This window comes from Amycolatopsis sp. NPDC039088 (genome assembly GCF_055598845.1).
Genome location: NZ_JBVKAE010000019.1, coordinates 103,807 through 121,360, shown reverse-complemented (window position 1 = coordinate 121,360; position 17,554 = coordinate 103,807). Strand labels below are relative to the sequence as shown.

Below are 17,554 nucleotides of genomic sequence, written 5' to 3'. Positions count from 1 at the left end.
AAGAGAAACCCGAATGACCACTCGCGACTGGCACCCCAAGCCGGGAAGCCCGTGAAGGCCTCCTTCCCTACCCTGAGAGTAGGGAAGGAGGCCTTCACTACGTGCCCACACATCAGGCACGCGAACGAAAAGGCGCCGGGGACACACGATGCCCCCGGCGTTCAACCTTATTTGTAGATGATGTCCGAAGCGGAGTAGATGCAGTTCTTCCCGTCCGCCCCGGTGCCGACCTTCTTGGACGAACCGTCACCCTTCTTGACACCGTTGTACTTGTCGCAGATCGAGACCTTCTTGCCGCTGTCCCCGACCAGCGTGACCTTGCTCAGCCGGGCGGTGTCGCCGTAGTTCACGTTGATGCTGACGACGTTCTTCGCCGACATCTCGATCCGTACGTTCTCCACCCGCACGTGCCGGTTCTGCGGGTTGTTGCTGCAGTCGCCGCAGGCACGGTAGAGCTTGCCGATGCCCTGTGCGGCGAAGTTCCGGATGATCATCGTGCCGGGACCGTTGTGCTGGAAGACCTTGTCGCTCGCGCTCAGCGCGCCGCCTCCGTCGATGGTCATCGTCTGCGAGGCCGAGGTGCCTTTGAAAGTGGCGGCGTCCTCGCCGACGTCTTCCCACCACACGTTGCGCAGCGTGCAGGTGCCGAGGCAGTGCACGCCGTCGGCGCCGGGTTTGCCGATGATCACGTTGGAGAGTGTGGCCCCATCGGCGAGTTCGAACACCGCTTTCTGGCTCTCGCTGCCACCCAGGCCCTGCGGGATGATCCGTTTCATCCCGTAGTCCCGCGAGCCAGAGAGTTTGACCGTGCTTGTCACGGTTTCCTCGCCGTTCGCCTCGGCTCCGCTCGACAAGACGCGGCGCCATCCCTTGCTGCTCATGGAAAACCTCCGGTCGTACCTCCTGGTTCGGCTATCCCCGCGGGAAAGCCTCTTCAGCATGCAAGCCGGGCTTGGTGGAGAGAGTACGAGCGGGAAAGCGCTTTCCGCAAGGGTCGTGCCGCATCCGGGGTCACGGGAATTTCGTTGCCACCCAAGTGGCCAGCTCCGCCTGCGCGGCCCGCAGGTCGGCGGGAGCCACCGCGGATCCGTTGCCGACGAAGGCGAAATGCACGCGACCGCTGTCGGCGGAGGAGAGCATCAGCCGGTTCACGCCGGGCTCTCCCGGTTCAGGAGCGACCGAGACCGGTTCGGCGCCGGTGTAGGCCGGCAGGCCGGTGCTGGAGCCGAGGTCGCTGACGACGGTGGTCCGCGCGTGGGAGAACGACGACGGCAGATGCAGTTCGGTCGGTGCCTTTCCGCCGTTGGAGCGCCAGACGAGCACCCCGTACTGTCCGGTGCCGGCGACCCGGCTGAGCGCGGGCATCGAATCGGGGATCCGGTTCCAGGCCGCGACAGCCCGGTCTTCGTAGGTGAAGGCTTTGGTGTCACCCGCGACGGCGCGGGGGAAGACTCGGTCGACCAGTTTGCCGTCCATCGTCAGTTGCGCGTCGCCACCGTCGGTCCGCACCGCGGAGAAGTGCTCGTCGTTCATGGCGTCGCCTTCGGTGCGGACCTTGTCCGGGTTGTCGTTCATCAGCTCGTGGTGGCGGTTGTAGTAGATGTCCCAATGCCACTGGCTGCCGGACAACGGCCGTCCGGAGCCCGCCGCGCCGGACCACCAGTTCGCGCCGGTCACCCGGGAATCCAGTGCCTGGTACATCGCCTTCAGCACCGTGGGTGTCTTGTCGGAGGTGAAGCCGGCGACCGGGTGGCCGAACTCGGACACGATCCCGGCCGTGCTCAGCGCTTGGGAACGGTCCCGGATCAGGCCGAAGTCCTTGACGTACTCACCGTCCTTGGCCAACCCGGGTTTGAGTACCCCTGACTGCGCTTTTCCGTCGTAGAAATGCGAATTGAACACGTACCGGTTGCCGAGCGTGGGTACGCCGGTCAGTCCGCCGGGTTCGGCGACGAGGTCCACGTTCTGGTTCCAGAACATGTGCGGTTCCACGAAAGCCGCCTTGTCGCCCCAGCCCGATTGGTTCATCCGGCCGCGGAACTGTTGGTAGAACGGCCAAAGCAGGTCTCGCTCCCAGGTCGGGCCGGTCTGGCCGGAGTCGTAGCGCCCGGCGTAGGGCTCGTTGAGCGGGTCGACGCCGAGGATGAGCCGGAAGGCGGTGGGGGAGAGGTTCTCCTTGAGGTAACGCATGGTTTCGCCGGCCTGGTAGACGAACTCGTCCCTGATCCGGATGGGCCCCGCCTCGGTCGCGAGTTCCCGGTTGTGCCAGAAGTCGTACGTCGCGCTGGTGACGGCCTGGTTGTTCTTGACGTTCTGTCCCCAGTGGAAACAGATACCGCAGGATTCCGGCGGATAGCCACCGGCGCGGATCAGCCAGGCGGGTGCGCCGTCACCGGTGTACCAGCTCCCGGGGTTGAACAGGTACCTCGAGTACAGGTCCTGGTGGAAATCCAGGTAGACCCGGATTCCTTGGGCGGAGAAGGCGGAGATCTGCTCGGTGACCTTGGCCAGGTACGCCCGGTCGATCTTCCGCGGTTCCGGTTCGATCCACGCCCAGGTCACCAGGAACCGCACCGCGTTGGCGCCGGTCAGCCGCCGCATGGCCGCTGCCGAGGTCCGGGCGTCGTCCACCGTCGCGAAGGGCAGGCCCCGGAATTCGGCGAGCTTGGCCTCCCCGGACACGTTGAACCCGCGTAGGACCACCTCGCGGCCGTGCTCGTCGCGGAACGCCTCACCGGAGACTCCGACGGATCCGTTGTCGAACCAGAGTGGCGACTCGGCCGCGGCCGCTCCGGCCGGAATCGGCGCGAGCAGCAGAAGCGCCGACAGGAGAAAGAGAATTCGTTTCATGGCTTCACCTCGGTAGGTAGGACCGCAAACCTGGTCGCTCATCCCGATCCGGAAACGTGAGAAAAAATCGCGTTAGTGCACTGTAGTGGCCGGGGTCGCCACGCGCCAGAGTGTTCCGTGAGGATCGGCCCGGCTTCGGTTATGATGGGAAACCGGTTTCCGGAGCGGGGGCGGCGTGGGTTCGCAGATCACTTTGGCGGATGTCGCCGAGAAGGCCGGCGTTTCGCTGGCCACGGCGTCGAGGGTCGTCAACGGCAGTGAACGTGTTGTGGGCACGCGTTTCCGCGAGCGTGTCCTCGCGGCCGCCGCCGAGCTCGGCTATACCGCCAACGCCTTCGCGCAGGCTGTCGCGCGAGGCCGCAGCGACGTCGTGGGTCTCGTGGTCGCCGATATCCAGGACCCGTATTTCTCGGTGATCGCGGCGGCCGCGCTCGCCGTGGTCGAACCACACGGCGAGCTGATGCTGGGTACGACCCTGAACCGGCCGGAGCAGGAACTGCGCTACGTGACGACGATGCGGGCGCGCCAGGTCCGGGGCATCGTGATGGTCGGCAGCCGCACCACCGACAGCGGGCACACCAAGCGGCTGACCGAGGCGATCGCGGAGTTCGTCTCCGACGGCGGCCGGGTGGCGGTGATCGGCCAGGACAAGCTGGGTGCCGACACCGTGCTGCCCCAAAACCGGTCCGGTGCCAGGGAACTGGCGTCGGCGTTGACCGAACTGGGGCATCGTTCCTTCGCCGTTCTCGGCGGGCCCAAGAACCTGCTGACGGCGCGGGACCGCGTCGACGGCTTCGTCGACGGACTCGCCAAACGGGGCAGGCGGGCCGAGGTCGTCGTGCCCAGCGAGTTCACCAGGGACGGCGGATACCAGGCGATGAACGAACTCCTCGATCGGACAAGGCGGCCCGGCTGCGTTTTCGCGGTCAACGACGTGATGGCGATCGGGGCGATCGCCGCCGCCCGTGACCGGAACCTCCGCATCCCGGAGGACGTCGCGATCGCGGGTTTCGACGACATCCCGTCCCTGCGGGATCTCGCGCCCACGCTGACCACGGTGCGCCTCCCGCTGGAGGACATGGGCCGGATGGCCGCGTCACTGGTGCTCGACGAGGAACGGCAGGGCGGTCGCAAGCGGGTGATCCGGGTCAAGGGAGAGGTCGTGCTCCGCGACAGCACCCTGCGCTGAGTCCGCGAGCACGGGTCGTGATTGGACCGTTACTCGGTTTCTTCTTGACCGCCGGAGCGTTGTCGATAACGTGAATGCCTCCCGTGGTGTTAACGCTAACGTCGAGGGGATCGATCCGGTGGCCGACAGAGGACTCAGTGCTGGCCCGCGGACGGTGGAGCGGTGGTGGCCCGGACGATGAGGTACGTGTCCAGCGATTGGTTGGCCGCCACCCGATGGTCGTCTTCGAGCAGGGCGAGCAGGACGTTGACCGCGGCCCGGCCCGCCGCCTCGGCCGGGATGGCCACCGTGGTCAGCGGAGGAGCCGAGATCGCGGCGAACACGAGATCGTCGAAGCCGACCAGGCTGATCTCGTCCGGTACCGGGACCCCGCGAGCGTTGAGCCTTGCCAGCACGCCGAAAGCGACCATGTCGTTGTACGCGACGATCGCGGTCACGCCGGCGGCGAGCGCGAGATCCGCGCCCTGCAATCCACCTTCGAACCGGGCGGGGAACGGCCCGAACTCCGCGATCTCGATCCCGTGTTCTTCGGCGGCGGGCAGCAAGCCGCGTCTGCGGGCGGCCGAGGACCAGGAATCCTTCGGCCCGCCGATGAACGCGCATTTCCGGTGGCCGAGCGCGGCGAGGTGCTGGACGGCCTGGCGCATCCCGCCCGGGCTGTCCACCACCACCGACGGGATGCCTTCGACTTCCCGGTTCAACAGGACCATCCAGGTGTGCGCGGCCAGTTCGTGGAGCTGCTCGTCCGACATGCTGGGACTGCAGAGCACCAGGCCGTCGACCTGTTTGGCCATGCTGCGGGCGAGGTTCTCCTCGACGATGGGGTCCTGGCCGCTGTTGGCGAACAGGACGGCGGTGTCGTCCTGCCTGGCACGGGCCTGCGCGCCGTCGAGGACGCCCGTGAAGAACTGGTTGTCGAGATCGGAGACGATGATCCCGATCTGGCCGGTGCTCTTCGCCGGTTTGCGAGGTCCGCCGACGGGGGAGTAACCGAGTTCGCCCGCCGCGGCGAGAATGCGGTTCCGGGTCTCGGCCCTGACCAGATCAGGGGTCGTGAAGGTGCGGGAGACCGTGGAGATGGACACCTTCGCCCGTTGAGCGACGTCGTAGATGGTGACGGTCACGAAACTCCCTTTGCGCAGACTTGCACAACATCATGTAAATGGTCTGCTGCCTTGTCAATTCGCTACGCCGCGCCGTCCTCCCGCCTGCCCGTAAAACCGCCTTCTACCTGCGATTTCGTCCTTGACATCGAGAAGATCTCACCCGTACGGTTTGCTCGCAGAAAACGCGCAAACTCGCAGGATCGGAGACCCAATGGCGGGTACCGCACGCCTTGCTGTCGTCGGCACGTCGGGATACGCGGCCACCTACGTCCGCAGAGCCCGTGACCTCCACGACGAAGGCTTGATCGAGTTCGCCGGGCTCTGTGACATCCGCGAGCCGTCTTCCGCCGCACTCGACCTGCTCCCCGACGGCGCCCCCGTGCACCGGGACGTCGACGCGCTGATGCGGATGGTGAGCCCGGATGTCGTGGTGGTCGCCTCGCCTCCCCATACGCATCGGGCGGTGGCCGAGTCGGTGCTGTTGGCCGGTGGAGATCTGCTGATCGAGACACCGCCCGTGCTCGACCTCGACGGGTATTTCGCGCTGACCGAACTCGCCGCCCGCTCCGGCCGGATCTGCCAGACGGGGTTCCAGAGTTTCGGGTCGGCCGCGCTGCCGCCGCTGACGGCCGCGATCGCCGGGGGTGAGCTGGGTGAGGTCACCGGCGTCGGCGCGGCGGGCGCGTGGGTCCGCACCGACGGCTACTACGCGCGTAATCCGTGGGCCGGCCGCCGGTGGCTGGACGGCGAAGCGGTGGTCGACGGGGCGCTGACGAACCCGTTCTCGCACGCCGTGGCCACCGCGCTGCTGGTGGCCGGGGTGGAGGAGCAGGATCCGTCGGACATCGCCTTGGAACTGTTCGGCACCCGGGATCTCGAAGCGGACGACACCGCTTGCCTGCGGCTGAAATTCGACCAGGGTCCGGAGATCGTCGTGGCCGCTTCCCTGTGCGCGGAACAGGATCACGAGCCCTACGTCCTGGTCCACGGCACCGGCGGGCGGGCGAAGTTCTGGTACAAGACCCATCGGCTCGAGATCAACGACGAGCGGATCCCCGTCGCGCCCCCGGCGGATCTGCTGCGCAATCTGATCGAACACCGGCGAGATCCGGAACGGATCCCGTTGCTCGCCCCGCTGAGCCGGACCCGAGCGTTCGCTTCGGTGGTGCAGGCGGTGCGGGACGCGCCCGAGCCCGCGCCGATCCCCGACGGCTGGATCCGCAGTGTCGGCGCGGGACCGGGACGGCATCCGGTGGTGCGAGGGATCGCCGAAGAGGTCGCCGTCGCCGCGGAACGGCTCGCCCTCTTCTCGGAACTCGGGGTGCCGTGGGCGGGGCCGAACCGGTGGTGGCGTGGTGTTCACCGGGTGCCCGTCATTTCGTGACGCCGGTGGTCCGCCGTACGACCAGGTCGCTGCCGAGCCGGAGTACTCCGGTCCGCGGCCGGGCGCCGATACCGCAGGCGAGCCGTCCCGCTTCGACGCCGGCCTCCTGAAGCGGAAGCCGGACGGTGGTCAGCGGTGGGCGGGTGTCCCGGCAGAATCCGGCGTCCCCGAAGCCGGCGACGGAAAGCTGTCCCGGGACGGCGTGCCCCAGTGCGCGGGCGGCGGCCAGCGCACCTCGCGCCATCAGGTCGTTCGCCGCGACGATCGCGGTGACCTCGTTGTGCCGCAACAGTTCCTGAGTCGCTCGCCAGCCCGAGTCCCAAGTGAACGCCCCCTCGACCACCAGGCTCGGGTCGTGCTCGCGGGTGGCGGTGCGGAACCCGCGCAGGCGTTCCCTGGTCGCGGTGTCGTGGGATGGCCCGGTGAGGTAGCCGATCCGCCGATGACCCAGGCCGGTCAGGAATTCGATCAGCCGGATCGTCCCGCCGATGTAGTCGAAGGTGATGGCCGTCGCCTGCGGGAGCCCGGGGAGCGGCGGCCTGCCGCAGAGGACGACATCGGCGCCGCGGCGGAGAAAGTCCTTCAGCAGCCTGGAGAGTTCGAGCCGGTGCCGCAGGCCGCGGACGCCGCCGCCGACGAGGATGACACCGCGGGCGCGCAACCGTCGCAGCCGCTCCAGTTGCGCGAGCTCCCGGAGCGGGTCGTTGCCGGTGCTGCACACCAGGGCCAGGTGGTCGGCGAGGAACATCTGCTGCTGAACGCCGTCGATGATCCGCGCGGAGCACGGGTCCGTCAGGTCGGCGACGAGGACGCCGATCACGCCCGACGCCGTGGCCCGCGGGGCACCGACGTCCGGAATGGTGTGGTCGGCGGACACCGGCCCGCCGAGATCTTGGCGCATGCCGTACTCCTCCCCGCTCCCTTGCAGAAAGAAATGACATGATCGCGCGCTGCGACATCCGTTGTCAATCGACTGCTTAGCCACCTGTTCGGCCGTTGACAGCGGCTTTGCGCCAGCTTTACGGTTCACGCTCACAGTCATACTTTCTGAAAGTTGTGCAAGTTGCGCGACTGTGTGTGTTGGGTGACTGGGGATGGAGCTGGGCATGAGCTCACGGAGATTCCGGCTGCGGTCGGCGATCCTCGCCCTCGCGGTATCGCCTCTGCTGGCCGCGTGCGGATCCGGTGCGGACGGCGGGAGTGGCGAGGTGACCATTTCCTTCGCCTGGTGGGGCAGCGACGGGCGGGCGACGATCACGAAGAAGGCCGTCGAGCTGTTCGAACAACGGAACCCGGGCATCAAGGTGAACACCACCTTTTCGGCGTACAACGCCTACTGGGACAAGGTCGCGACGCAGACCGCCGGCGGGAACCCGCCGGACGTGATGACGATGGACACCCGCTACCTGTCCGAGTACGGGGAGCGGAAGGTGTTGCTGGACCTCAACGAGGGCGCGGGCAAGGAGGTGTCGCTCGCCGACATCAACCCGGAGCTGGCCGCGACCGGGACACTCGGCGGCAAGCGTTTCGCCGTCCCGTGGGCGCAGAACGCTTCGTCACTGGTGTACGACCCGGCCGCGTACCAGGCGGCCGGAGCGGATCCGAGCAAACCGATGACGTGGGAGGAATTCCGCGCGGCCGCCGAGAAGGTCAGTGCCGCCAGCGGGTTCACGAAACGAGGTGTGACCGACTTCGGGCTGCTGGACAGCGCGCTGGAGATCTGGCTGCGGCAGCACGGGAAGTCCGTCTACACCGCGAACGGCGAACTGGGTTTCGGCGCCGAGGACCTGCGCGCCTTCTGGGAACTCGCCGGGAGGTTCCGGACCACGAAGGCCGGATCGGCGGCCGACGTGACCGCGTCGAACAACACCTCACCCGAGCAGTCACCGCTGGGCAAGAAGCTCACGAGCGCGGAATTCGCTTATGACAGCGTATATCCCGGCTACCAGAAGGCACACGGCAAGGATCTCGCCGTCGCGCCCTACCCGACGGACGATCCAGCCAACACCGGCCAGTACCGGCGTCCGTCGATGTTCCTGTCGGTCTCGGCGAGGGGCAAGGCGCAGGAGGCTTCCGCGAAACTGGTGAACTTCCTGATCAACGACCCCGAGGCGGGCAAGATCCTCGGCGCGGAGCGGGGACTGCCGCCGAACCTGAAGATCCGCGGTCAGCTGGCCGCGGAAGCGACCGGGACGAACAAGGTGATCTTCGCCTACGAGGCGGCTATCGAACCGAAGCTCGGCCCCGCACCCGCCGTACCGCCCAAGGGAGCGGGCGCCATCCAGAAACTGTTGCAGCGCACCTACGAAGAGGTCGCGTTCGAGCGGCTCACCGTGGACGCCGCCGTCAGCAGGTTCATGGCTGAAGCACAGAAGGACCTGAAATAGGCATGACCGTCCTTCGTGGAACACCGCCGTCCGAGTCGGTGGCGCCGACGGCCCCACGGGATCGCCGCCCCCGTGGGACCGCGCGGCGCCGGGTCGATCATCAGCCGCAGGCGTACGTCTTCCTCGCGCCGTGGATCATCGGTGCCGTCGCGCTGACGGTCGGGCCGATGGTCGTCTCGCTGTACCTGTCCTTCACCGAATACGACCTGTTCACCGCGCCGAGCTGGATCGGGCTCGACAACTACGTCCGCATGTTCACCGAGGACGACCGGTACCTGCAGTCGGTCAAGGTGACGCTGCTGTACGTCCTCATCGCGGTCCCGCTGAAACTGCTCGTTTCGCTGCTGATCGCGATGATGCTGAACACGCGCGCCGCGTCGAACGGCTTCTACCGCGCGGCTTTCTACGCTCCCTCTTTGCTGGGGGCAAGTGTGGCCGCCGCGCTGGTATGGCGGGCGATGTTCACCGAAGGAGGGTCGGTGAACGCGCTGCTGGAGGGGTTCGGCTGGGACACCCCCAGCTGGGTCGACGACCCCGCGTACACGCTCTGGTCGATCATCCTCCTGACGATCTGGCAGTTCGGCGCCCCGATGGTGATCTTCCTGGCCGGGCTCAAGCAGATCCCGCGCGAGCTGTACGAAGCGGCCGAAGTGGACGGTGCCGGCGCCGTCCGGAGGTTCTGGCACATCACGTTGCCGATGCTTTCGCCGGTCATCTTCTTCAACCTGGTGCTGGAAGCCATTCACGCGTTCCAGGTGTTCACCCCGGCCTTCGTGATCGGCGGCGGCCGTGGTGGTCCGGCCGATTCGGCGCTGGTCTACACGTTGTACCTGTATCAAGCGGGATTCGAGGACTTCGAAATGGGCTACGCCTCGGCGATGGCGTGGGTGCTGCTCGCCGTGATCGCGCTCGTCACCGCCGTGATCTTCCGGACCGCCCGCCTCTGGGTCTTCTACGGCGACGAGCGTTCGGGGACCAAATCATGACCGTCCGGCTGAAGACGATCATCTGGCACGTCCTGTGCGTGGCCGCCGTCGTGGTGGTGCTGTATCCGCTGGTGTGGCTGGCTTTCGCGTCGGTCAAGCCACCGTCCGAAGTCCTGTCCAGTCTCAGTCTGCTGCCCAGTGAGATCGTGCTGGACGGCTACCGGCAGGGCTGGGAGGGCGCGGCGGGAATCGGGTTCGGGACGTTCTTCCTGAACTCCTTCATCGTCGCGTTCGGCTCGGTGCTCGCCAACCTGATCTCGTGCACCTTGGCGGCGTACGCGTTCGCGCGCCTGCGGTTCCGGTTCTCCGGTCCGCTCTTCGTCTTCATGATCGCGACCCTCATGCTGCCGCATCACGCCACGCTGATCCCGCAGTACGTGATCTTCAAGCAGGCCGGGTTCGCCAACACCTTCCTGCCGTTGATCCTGCCGAAACTGCTCGCCACGGAGGCGTTCTTCGTCTTCCTCATCGTGCAGTTCATGCGCGGCATCCCCCGTGAGCTCGACGAAGCCGCCACCATCGACGGCTGCGGCGTGTACCGGACCTTCTGGAACGTGGTGCTGCCGCTGGCGAAACCGGCGCTCGTCACGACGTCGATCTTCACGTTCATCTGGACGTGGAACGACTTCTTCACGCAGATGGTGTACCTCAACGACGCGGAGAAGTTCACCGTCCCCTTGGGGCTCCGGCTGTTCGTGGACACCAGCAGCCAGTCCAACTTCGGCGCGATGTTCGCGATGTCGGCACTGGCGCTTGTGCCGATCGTCTTGTTCTTCCTGGTGTTCCAGCGGCTTCTCGTCGAAGGCGTGAACACCAGCGGGATGAAGGGGTGAGGTCGATGAAGGCGACGCGGTACGACCGGCTGACGGAGTTCTCCGACTGCCTTCTGCTGGGCATGCTGGTGTGCCTGGGTTCGGTGCCCGTGGTCACCGCCGGCCCCGCCTTCGCGGCCGGTTGTGCCGTGGCCCGCCGGTGGCGGGACGGCGACTCGCCACCACTGGTCCCGGCCTTTCGCGACGCGTTCGTCCGCCACTTGTCCGGAGGAGTCCCGTTCAGCGTCGGTGCCGGTGTGGTGATCACCGTCCTGTGCGCCGACCTGGCCCTGTTCGGCGCGGGTCTTCCCGGCGGACAGCCGCTGGCGGTGGTGCTCGTGCTCCTGCTCGCCGCGTCGGTGGTCGTGGCCTTGCGAACCTGCTCCGTGGTGATTCCCGGAAAGGGATGGCGTGCGGCGTTGCGGACGGCTTTGCGGCTCAGCCTGGATCTGCGCCGCTCGGCGTTGCTCGCGGCGGCGGCGGGTGTGGCCGGGGTCGTCGTCTGGATGCAGCCGCTGATGCTGCTGGTCGTCGCCGGGCCGCTGATCCTGGCCGCGGCGGGGACGGCTCCGTGACCGCGCCGAAGGTGGTCGTCTTCGGGACGGCCGGATACGCGCTGGTGCACCTACGCCGGGCACGGGCCCTGCACGACGACGGGGAGATCGTCCTGGCCGGTGCTTGCGACGTGCGGGAACCTTCACCGGAGTCGACGGGCCTTCTGCCGCCCGACGCCGTGCTCACCCGGGACATCGGGGAGCTGCTGAGTCAGGCTGCGCCGGACATAGCGGTGATCGCCACCCCACCGCATACGCATCTGACCGCCGCGCTCCTCGCGGTGGACGCGGGATGTCATGTCCTGCTGGAAAAGCCGCCCGTGCTGGACCTGGCCGCCTTCGACCTCTTGTCGGAGCGGGCCGGTGCCGCGGGAGTGTCCTGTCAGGTCGGCTTCCAAAGTTTCGGGTCGGCGGCCTTGACCGTGTTGCGCGACGCTGTCGCGGCCGGGGCCGTTGGCGAGCCGCGCGGAGTGGGCACCGCCGGGGCGTGGATCCGCCGGGACTCGTACTACGGCCGCAACGGCTGGGCCGGACGGCGTGTCCTCAATGGAGTGTCCGTTGTGGACGGGTCGTTGACCAATCCTTTCGCCCATGCGGTGGCGACGGCGACTCTCGTGGCGGGCACGGCCGGCCTGCTGCCGCGGCGGATCGACGTCGAACTCCACCGCGCCAGGCCGATCGAGGCCGACGACACCGCGTGCGCGCGGTTGAGCTTCGAGAACGGCGTCGACGTGGTCGCCGCGGCCACGCTCTGCGCCGACCAGGTCTTCGAGCCGTATGTGGTGCTGCACGGCACCGAGGGGACCGCGAGATGGTGGTACCGGTCGGACCGGCTGGAGATCAACGGTGAGGCCGTGCGTGCCGGACTTCCCGTCGAACTGCTGCGGGACCTCGTCCGGCACGTCGAGGAGAAGACCTCACTGGTGGCACCGCTGGCGCGGACGCGGGCGTTCACGGCCTTCGTCGAAGCTGTGCGTGACCACCCCGGGCCGAAACCCATCCCGTCGGAATGGGTCGATCTCGCCGACGCGGGATCGGAACGCCGCTACCTCGTGCGTGGAGTGGAGAAATCCGTGGAATCCGTGGCCGAGGAGATGGCCCTGTTCTCCGAACTGGGCGTCCCATGGGCGACGTGACGAACGCCGCCGGCCTGCTGAGCCTGTCCGAGGGCGCCGGTCGCGTACGCGTCTCGGCCGGCGACGTCGATCTGGTGGAGTACGTTTTCGAACCGGACGTCCCGCGCCCGGAATCGCCGAAGCCGTACTTGCATCCGCTCAGGACGACGGCGGGCGACGTGGTGAGCGCGGTCCGGCCGCACGATCACCCCTGGCACAACGGCGTGCAGTTCACCGCGGCCAACCTGTCCGGGCAGAACTTCTGGGGTGGCCGGACGTTCGTCCGCGACCGGGGTTACGTCCCGCTGGACAACAACGGCTCGACGCGTCACGTGCGGTGGCACCACACGGAGTGCGAGGACGGCCGGGTGCGGTTGCGGCATCACCTGGACTGGGAGACCAGCGCGGGGGAGCACTGGCTGGCCGAGGACCGGACCATCGAGATCAGTGATGTCGACCTCGTGGATGGTTCCTGGCTGCTCACCTGGAAGACCTGTGTGCGGAACACGAGCGGCGCGAGCTTGCGCTGGGGAAGCCCGGTGACCGAAGGAAGGTCGACAGCGGGCTACGGCGGGCTGTTCTGGCGCGGGCCGAGGTCTTTCACCGGCGGAGACGTCCGCACGTCGACCGGCGTCCGGGACGACGAGGCGATGGGGACGCGTGCGGCGTGGCTCGCGTACACCGGACTGCACGACGTCAGCCTCCGCGCGTCCACGGTGGTCTTCGTGGACTGCCCGGCGAATCCCGTGTACCCGACGCCGTGGTACGTCCGCACGACGCCGTTCCCCGTGGTCAGTTTCGCGGTGACGTTCCACGAGCCGCTGCTGCTCGAACCCGGCGAAGAACTCGGACTGACCCACCACGCCGTCATCGCCGCCGGCCGTTGGGAGGAGGACCGCATCGAAGACTATCTCGCTCGGCGAATTCGTCCCCGCTGGCTCGAGGAGAACAGATGATGCTCGCCAGGATCCTTCCGCTCGTTCTCGCTCTGGGACTCGTTTCGGCGGCGCCCGCGAGCGCCGATTTCGAGCACCTCGGCCGTCAGACCCTCGGTCCGCGCGACGGCTGGGCCGCCGCCACGACCGGGACCACCGGTGGTTCGGCCGCCGCCCGCGATCATGTGTACACAGTGGACACCCGTTCGGAACTCGTGGCCGCCCTGCGCCAAGACGGCCCGAAGATCGTCCAAGTACGCGGCACCATCGAAGGCAACGCCGACGACCTCGACCGCCCGTTGTCGTGCGAGCAGTACGCCGATCCCGGGTACAGCCTGTCCTCCTATCTCAGGCAATACGACCCGGCCACCTGGGGCAAGGTCGCGCCTTCGGGGCCGCTCGAGGAGGCGCGCACGAGGTCGCAGGCCAACCAGGCGAGCCGGGTCGTGATCGACGTGGGCTCCGACACCACGATCGTCGGTCTCGGAGACGACGCGACCTTCCGGGGGCTGACCCTTCGCGCGTCAGGCGTGGACAACGTGATCGTCCGCAATCTCCGGTTCGAGGACGCCCACGACTGCTTCCCGCAGTGGGATCCGCTGGACGGGGAGACCGGCAACTGGAACTCGGAGTACGACAACCTAGTCCTGTCGGGCGCCACCCACGTGTGGATCGACCGGTGCGAATTCAGCGACGGCGGTAACACCGAACGTCCGGTCTACTTCGGACGCCCGTACGAGATGCACGACGGCCTGCTCGACGTCGTGCACGGTGCTGATCTGGTGACGTTGTCCTACAACAACTTCCACGATCACGACAAATCACTGCTGATCGGCAACACCGACCGGCCAGGCGTCGACGTCGGCAAGCTGCGGGTCACGTTGCATCACAACCTGTTCGAGAACCTCGGTTCACGCGCTCCGCGAGTCCGGTTCGGGCAGGTGCACGTGTATAACAACCTGTACGTCATCCCGACGGCCGCCGAGTACGAGTACTCCTGGGGCGTCGGCTTCGAGTCGAAGCTCTATGCGGAGAACAACTTCTTCGTGACGGCCCGCGATGTGGAGCCGAGTACCTTCGCGAAATGGTGGAAGGGTACGGCGCTCCATGCCACCGGGACGTTGGTGAACGGGCGGCCGGTGGACGTGGTCGCGGCACACAACGCGGCGTTCGATCCGGATTTCGGGACGGATGTCGGCTGGACGCCTACGCTTGTTCCGAGGCTGGATGCCACGGTGAAGGTGCCGCGGGAAGTGCTGGGGAAGGCCGGAGTCGGGCGGAACTAGGCGGCGGTACCAGAGCCGGGGGCAATGTGTCTCTTGTGGACAGTCAAGGGCTCGTTCGGCCTGCCTTGCCTGAGGGTAGTCCGTGAAGGCCTCCTTTCCTACCTTGAGGGTAGGGAAGGAGGCCTTCACGGCAACGAGTCGGCCCCCGCCGCTGCTCCAGCGCCGAAGCCGCCTTTAGAGCAACTCGTGCAGTGAGGGTCCTGAGTGGCGATTCGGGTTCTAGCCAAGGGTGTTTTGGGTACCTACGGCGGGTGAGCCGGGGTAGCGGCCGGTCCGTGAAGGACTCCTTGAGGGACCCAGAGTCCCTCAAGGAGTCCTTCACGAACCCGGAACGACATCACAAGCCCCAGTAGCACCATCAGTCACAACAGCGGCGCGTGTACATGAAGGCCTCCTTCACGGCGCTAGGCGCAAGGAAGGAGGCCATCATGTACTTCCCGCGAGCAAAGCCGCAGGCCACGCGTAGCTACCTAGGAGAGGTTCGCTCTAACCCGAATCGCCACTCACGACCAACCCGGCCCACCCCTCACCGGAACCCTGGACGGTGTCAGGTCGATCGGGTCAGAGCTTGCCGGTGCCTGCCCCGTTCCGGACCACCGAAGCGACGTTCGACGCCGAGTCGAGGGAGTAGGAATAGGGAATGCTCTTCACGCTGCCGCCGGCGTCACCGGCACCGGAGTTGACGAAGTGGTTGCCGCGGGCGACCAGGCTGCCGCCGGGCGAGCTGCCTTCGCCGCGGTGGAACGGGTCCTTCGTGTTCTCGAAGAAGTTTCCTTCGACAAGGACACCGGCCTCCATTGTGGACGCGACGCCGTAGGCGCCGACGCTGGCGTAGTAGTTGTTGTACACGTGGACGGGGTTGCCGAACCGGACCCGCGGGTGGCGCTGGTTCGTGCCCGCGAACCAGTTGTGGTGGTAGGTCACCCGGAGCTTACCGCGATCCTCGCCGCCGTTGTCGTCGCTGTGTCCCAGCAACATCGTCTTGTCATGCGAACTGAACTTGTTCCAGGACACGGTGACGTAGTCCGACGCGCGTTTGACGTCGACGGCGCCGTCGTAGCCGTTCGAGAAACTGTTGTGGTCGATCCAGACCCTGGTCGAATACTGGACGTTGATCGCGTCGTCCGACCAGTTGTGGAAGTTCAGGTTCCGGATGATCACGTTGGAGGCGTTGGCGACGTTGAGCCCGCCGCCGGTGATCGCGGAGCCCGAGCCGATACCGACGATCGTCTTGTTGGCCGTGACCTTCTGCATTCCCGAGATGGCGATCGACCCGGAAACCCGGATCACGGCCGGACTCGAGGACTTCATCGCCGCGATCAACGCCGACGACGTCGAGACGGTCACCGGTGCGGCGCTGCCGCCGCCGGTCGTGCCGCCTCCTTGTGTCGCCCAGCCGGCGAGGTCGAACGGTGCCGCGGTCGCCGGTGGTGAACCGAGTACGGTCGCCGCCGCCAGTACGGTGACGGCGATGGCCGCACGTAGGGTTTTCTTCGTCATGTTGGATCCTCCCGCCCAGGCGGGCCACGATGCCGGCCTGGGTTCGCAGGGATGGGGGAACGCACTTCTCGACAAGTTCGGAAAGCGCTTTCCGAACCGACGGTAAACAGGCTCGGCGGTGACTGTCAACAGGCCGGTCAGGTGGCGTTCGCGAACCGGTCACCAAAAACCGGGCGAACGAGCGAACCATTGTCTCGGTGTCTCTCCTCGGTTAGCATCGTCGGGGCAACGGTGAAAGCCGGGACCTCGCCGCACTCTCCTGAACCACCGTTGGCAGCGGAGATTTCACTGTCGCCGCAGTGAATCCCTCGAACATCGTCGAAACGTTCGCATGTAACTCTGCAGGCTCGATGGGGTGCCTTATGAGAACCAGATGGGCGTCACGGTTCGGTGAGAGAAAGCGCTTTCTGAAGCTGAGCGCAGGCCCTCCACGGCGACGGCCAAGGGTCCGTGCGGTCTTCGCCGGGGTGCTGGCGGCGGTCGCGATGGCCGCGGCGGCACCACCGGTCGCCGCCGCGACGGGGGACGGCTCGCCAACCGACTCGAACATCAAGTACTTCGGCCGATGGGACACACGGTCGGCGGGTGCCTATGTCTCCGAGTGGGCCGGTGCCTACGTCGTGGTCGGTTTCACCGGGACCACGGTGAAACTGCGCCAGCGGGGGACGATCGATCTGTTCGCCAGTATCGACGGCGGCCCGTTCGTGTCCTATGTGAACGTCAGTGGCACGGTGAACCTGACGCCGAAGCCGCTCACGGCGGGTACGCACAGCCTGCGGGTGTCCTACCGTCCGGTCGCGGGTTCGTACCACGGCGACGCGGTCTTCCAAGGTGTCACCCTCGATCCGGGCGCGAAGACCGTGGCGCCGACGGTCCCGTCGCGGGTCATCGAGTTCATCGGTGATTCGATCACCGTCGGACAGCGTTCCTCCAGGCAGGCCTTGACCGCGTACGGCTGGCTGGTCGGGGAGCGGCTGCGTGCCGGGCACACCCAGATCGCGGTGGGCGGGGCGTGCCTGTACCCGGCTTCCGACGGGTGCATCGGGATGAGCCAGCGATTCCTCCGGACCGGCCTCGCGGCGAACTCGCCGAACTGGAACTTCTCGCGCTACCAAGCCGACACCGTGGTGATCAATCTCGGCACCAACGACGTCGGGCACGGGGTGACCTCGGAACAGTTCCGCAGCGCGTACGTGACCCTGCTGCGCGACGTCCGGGCGAAGTACCCCAACGCGACCATCCACGCGATGCAGACCTTCCGGAAGCGCTACATCACCGAGACGAAGGCCGCGGTCAAGGCGGTGACCGACGCCGGTGACACGAAGGTCCGCTACATCGACACGACCGGCTGGATCGACGAAGCCACCGACACCGCCGACAACGTCCACCCGAACGACACCGGTCACCGCAAGATCGCCGACCGGCTCGCGCCGCTGCTGGGCTGAAACAA

The 17,554-nt window shown here is 67.0% G+C and carries 15 protein-coding genes; 10 read left to right on the top strand and 5 right to left on the bottom strand.

What is annotated here, in order from left to right; genetic code table 11:
* Positions 1 to 167: 167 nt before the first annotated feature.
* Positions 168 to 881 (bottom strand): pectate lyase, encoded by a 714-nt coding sequence (locus ACZ7KI_RS24230; RefSeq protein WP_470275374.1) that lies wholly within the window; start codon positions 879 to 881, stop codon positions 168 to 170.
* A 130-nt stretch (positions 882 to 1,011) separates the two neighbouring features.
* A complete protein-coding gene (locus tag ACZ7KI_RS24225; RefSeq protein WP_470275373.1) occupies positions 1,012 to 2,850 on the bottom strand; it encodes a cellulase family glycosylhydrolase in 1,839 nt (612 codons plus the stop codon).
* 175 nt (positions 2,851 to 3,025) lie between these two features.
* Here ACZ7KI_RS24225 and ACZ7KI_RS24220 point away from each other — a divergent pair, with 175 nt between their 5' ends.
* A complete protein-coding gene (locus ACZ7KI_RS24220) occupies positions 3,026 to 4,039 on the top strand; it encodes a LacI family DNA-binding transcriptional regulator (RefSeq protein ID WP_470275372.1) in 1,014 nt (337 codons plus the stop codon).
* Between the two features lie 134 nt (positions 4,040 to 4,173).
* On the opposite strand, the gene ACZ7KI_RS24215 is transcribed toward ACZ7KI_RS24220, so the two are convergent.
* Positions 4,174 to 5,163, bottom strand: coding sequence for a LacI family DNA-binding transcriptional regulator (locus ACZ7KI_RS24215; protein ID WP_470275371.1), 990 nt, complete (start codon positions 5,161 to 5,163; stop codon positions 4,174 to 4,176).
* 193 nt (positions 5,164 to 5,356) lie between these two features.
* Here ACZ7KI_RS24215 and ACZ7KI_RS24210 point away from each other — a divergent pair, with 193 nt between their 5' ends.
* Positions 5,357 to 6,529 carry a Gfo/Idh/MocA family protein gene (locus tag ACZ7KI_RS24210; protein WP_470275370.1) on the top strand — a complete coding sequence of 391 codons (1,173 nt, stop codon included), beginning with the start codon at positions 5,357 to 5,359 and terminating at the stop codon, positions 6,527 to 6,529.
* Here ACZ7KI_RS24210 and ACZ7KI_RS24205 read toward each other — a convergent pair.
* Positions 6,519 to 7,430 (bottom strand): LacI family DNA-binding transcriptional regulator, encoded by a 912-nt coding sequence (locus ACZ7KI_RS24205; RefSeq protein ID WP_470275369.1) that lies wholly within the window; start codon positions 7,428 to 7,430, stop codon positions 6,519 to 6,521. The two genes, ACZ7KI_RS24210 and ACZ7KI_RS24205, sit on opposite strands and share 11 nt — an antisense overlap.
* Positions 7,431 to 7,635: 205 nt before the next feature.
* On the opposite strand from ACZ7KI_RS24205, the gene ACZ7KI_RS24200 reads away from it, so the two are divergent.
* From ACZ7KI_RS24200 to ACZ7KI_RS24170, 7 genes are read left to right on the top strand one after another with little or no spacing between them, the layout of a single operon-like run.
* Positions 7,636 to 8,916 (top strand): ABC transporter substrate-binding protein, encoded by a 1,281-nt coding sequence (locus tag ACZ7KI_RS24200; protein ID WP_470275368.1) that lies wholly within the window; start codon positions 7,636 to 7,638, stop codon positions 8,914 to 8,916.
* Positions 8,917 to 8,918: 2 nt separating this feature from the next.
* Positions 8,919 to 9,902: a carbohydrate ABC transporter permease gene (locus tag ACZ7KI_RS24195; protein WP_470275367.1), complete on the top strand. Its 984-nt coding sequence runs from the start codon at positions 8,919 to 8,921 to the stop codon at positions 9,900 to 9,902.
* Positions 9,899 to 10,735, top strand: coding sequence for a carbohydrate ABC transporter permease (locus ACZ7KI_RS24190; protein WP_470275366.1), 837 nt, complete (start codon positions 9,899 to 9,901; stop codon positions 10,733 to 10,735). The genes ACZ7KI_RS24195 and ACZ7KI_RS24190 overlap by 4 nt, the downstream gene beginning before the upstream one ends.
* 5 nt (positions 10,736 to 10,740) lie before the next feature.
* The gene (locus tag ACZ7KI_RS24185; RefSeq protein ID WP_470275365.1) at positions 10,741 to 11,289 is read left to right on the top strand and encodes a DUF624 domain-containing protein; all 549 of its coding nucleotides are present in this window, start codon (positions 10,741 to 10,743) and stop codon (positions 11,287 to 11,289) included.
* Entirely contained in the window at positions 11,286 to 12,404 is a 1,119-nt protein-coding gene (locus tag ACZ7KI_RS24180; protein WP_470275364.1) for a Gfo/Idh/MocA family protein, read from the top strand. Before ACZ7KI_RS24185 ends, ACZ7KI_RS24180 begins: the two co-directional genes overlap by 4 nt.
* Positions 12,401 to 13,339: a DUF6807 domain-containing protein gene (locus ACZ7KI_RS24175; protein WP_470275363.1), complete on the top strand. Its 939-nt coding sequence runs from the start codon at positions 12,401 to 12,403 to the stop codon at positions 13,337 to 13,339. Before ACZ7KI_RS24180 ends, ACZ7KI_RS24175 begins: the two co-directional genes overlap by 4 nt.
* The gene (locus ACZ7KI_RS24170; RefSeq protein WP_470275362.1) at positions 13,336 to 14,604 is read left to right on the top strand and encodes a pectate lyase family protein; all 1,269 of its coding nucleotides are present in this window, start codon (positions 13,336 to 13,338) and stop codon (positions 14,602 to 14,604) included. Before ACZ7KI_RS24175 ends, ACZ7KI_RS24170 begins: the two co-directional genes overlap by 4 nt.
* Before the next feature lie 561 nt (positions 14,605 to 15,165).
* On the opposite strand, the gene ACZ7KI_RS24165 is transcribed toward ACZ7KI_RS24170, so the two are convergent.
* On the bottom strand, positions 15,166 to 16,104 hold the full coding sequence (locus ACZ7KI_RS24165) for a pectate lyase family protein (protein WP_470275361.1): 939 nt from the start codon (positions 16,102 to 16,104) through the stop codon (positions 15,166 to 15,168).
* A gap of 362 nt (positions 16,105 to 16,466) precedes the next feature.
* Between ACZ7KI_RS24165 and ACZ7KI_RS24160 the strand changes: the two genes are divergently transcribed.
* On the top strand, positions 16,467 to 17,549 hold the full coding sequence (locus tag ACZ7KI_RS24160; protein ID WP_470275360.1) for an SGNH/GDSL hydrolase family protein: 1,083 nt from the start codon (positions 16,467 to 16,469) through the stop codon (positions 17,547 to 17,549).
* The last annotated feature ends 5 nt before the right edge of the window (positions 17,550 to 17,554 follow it).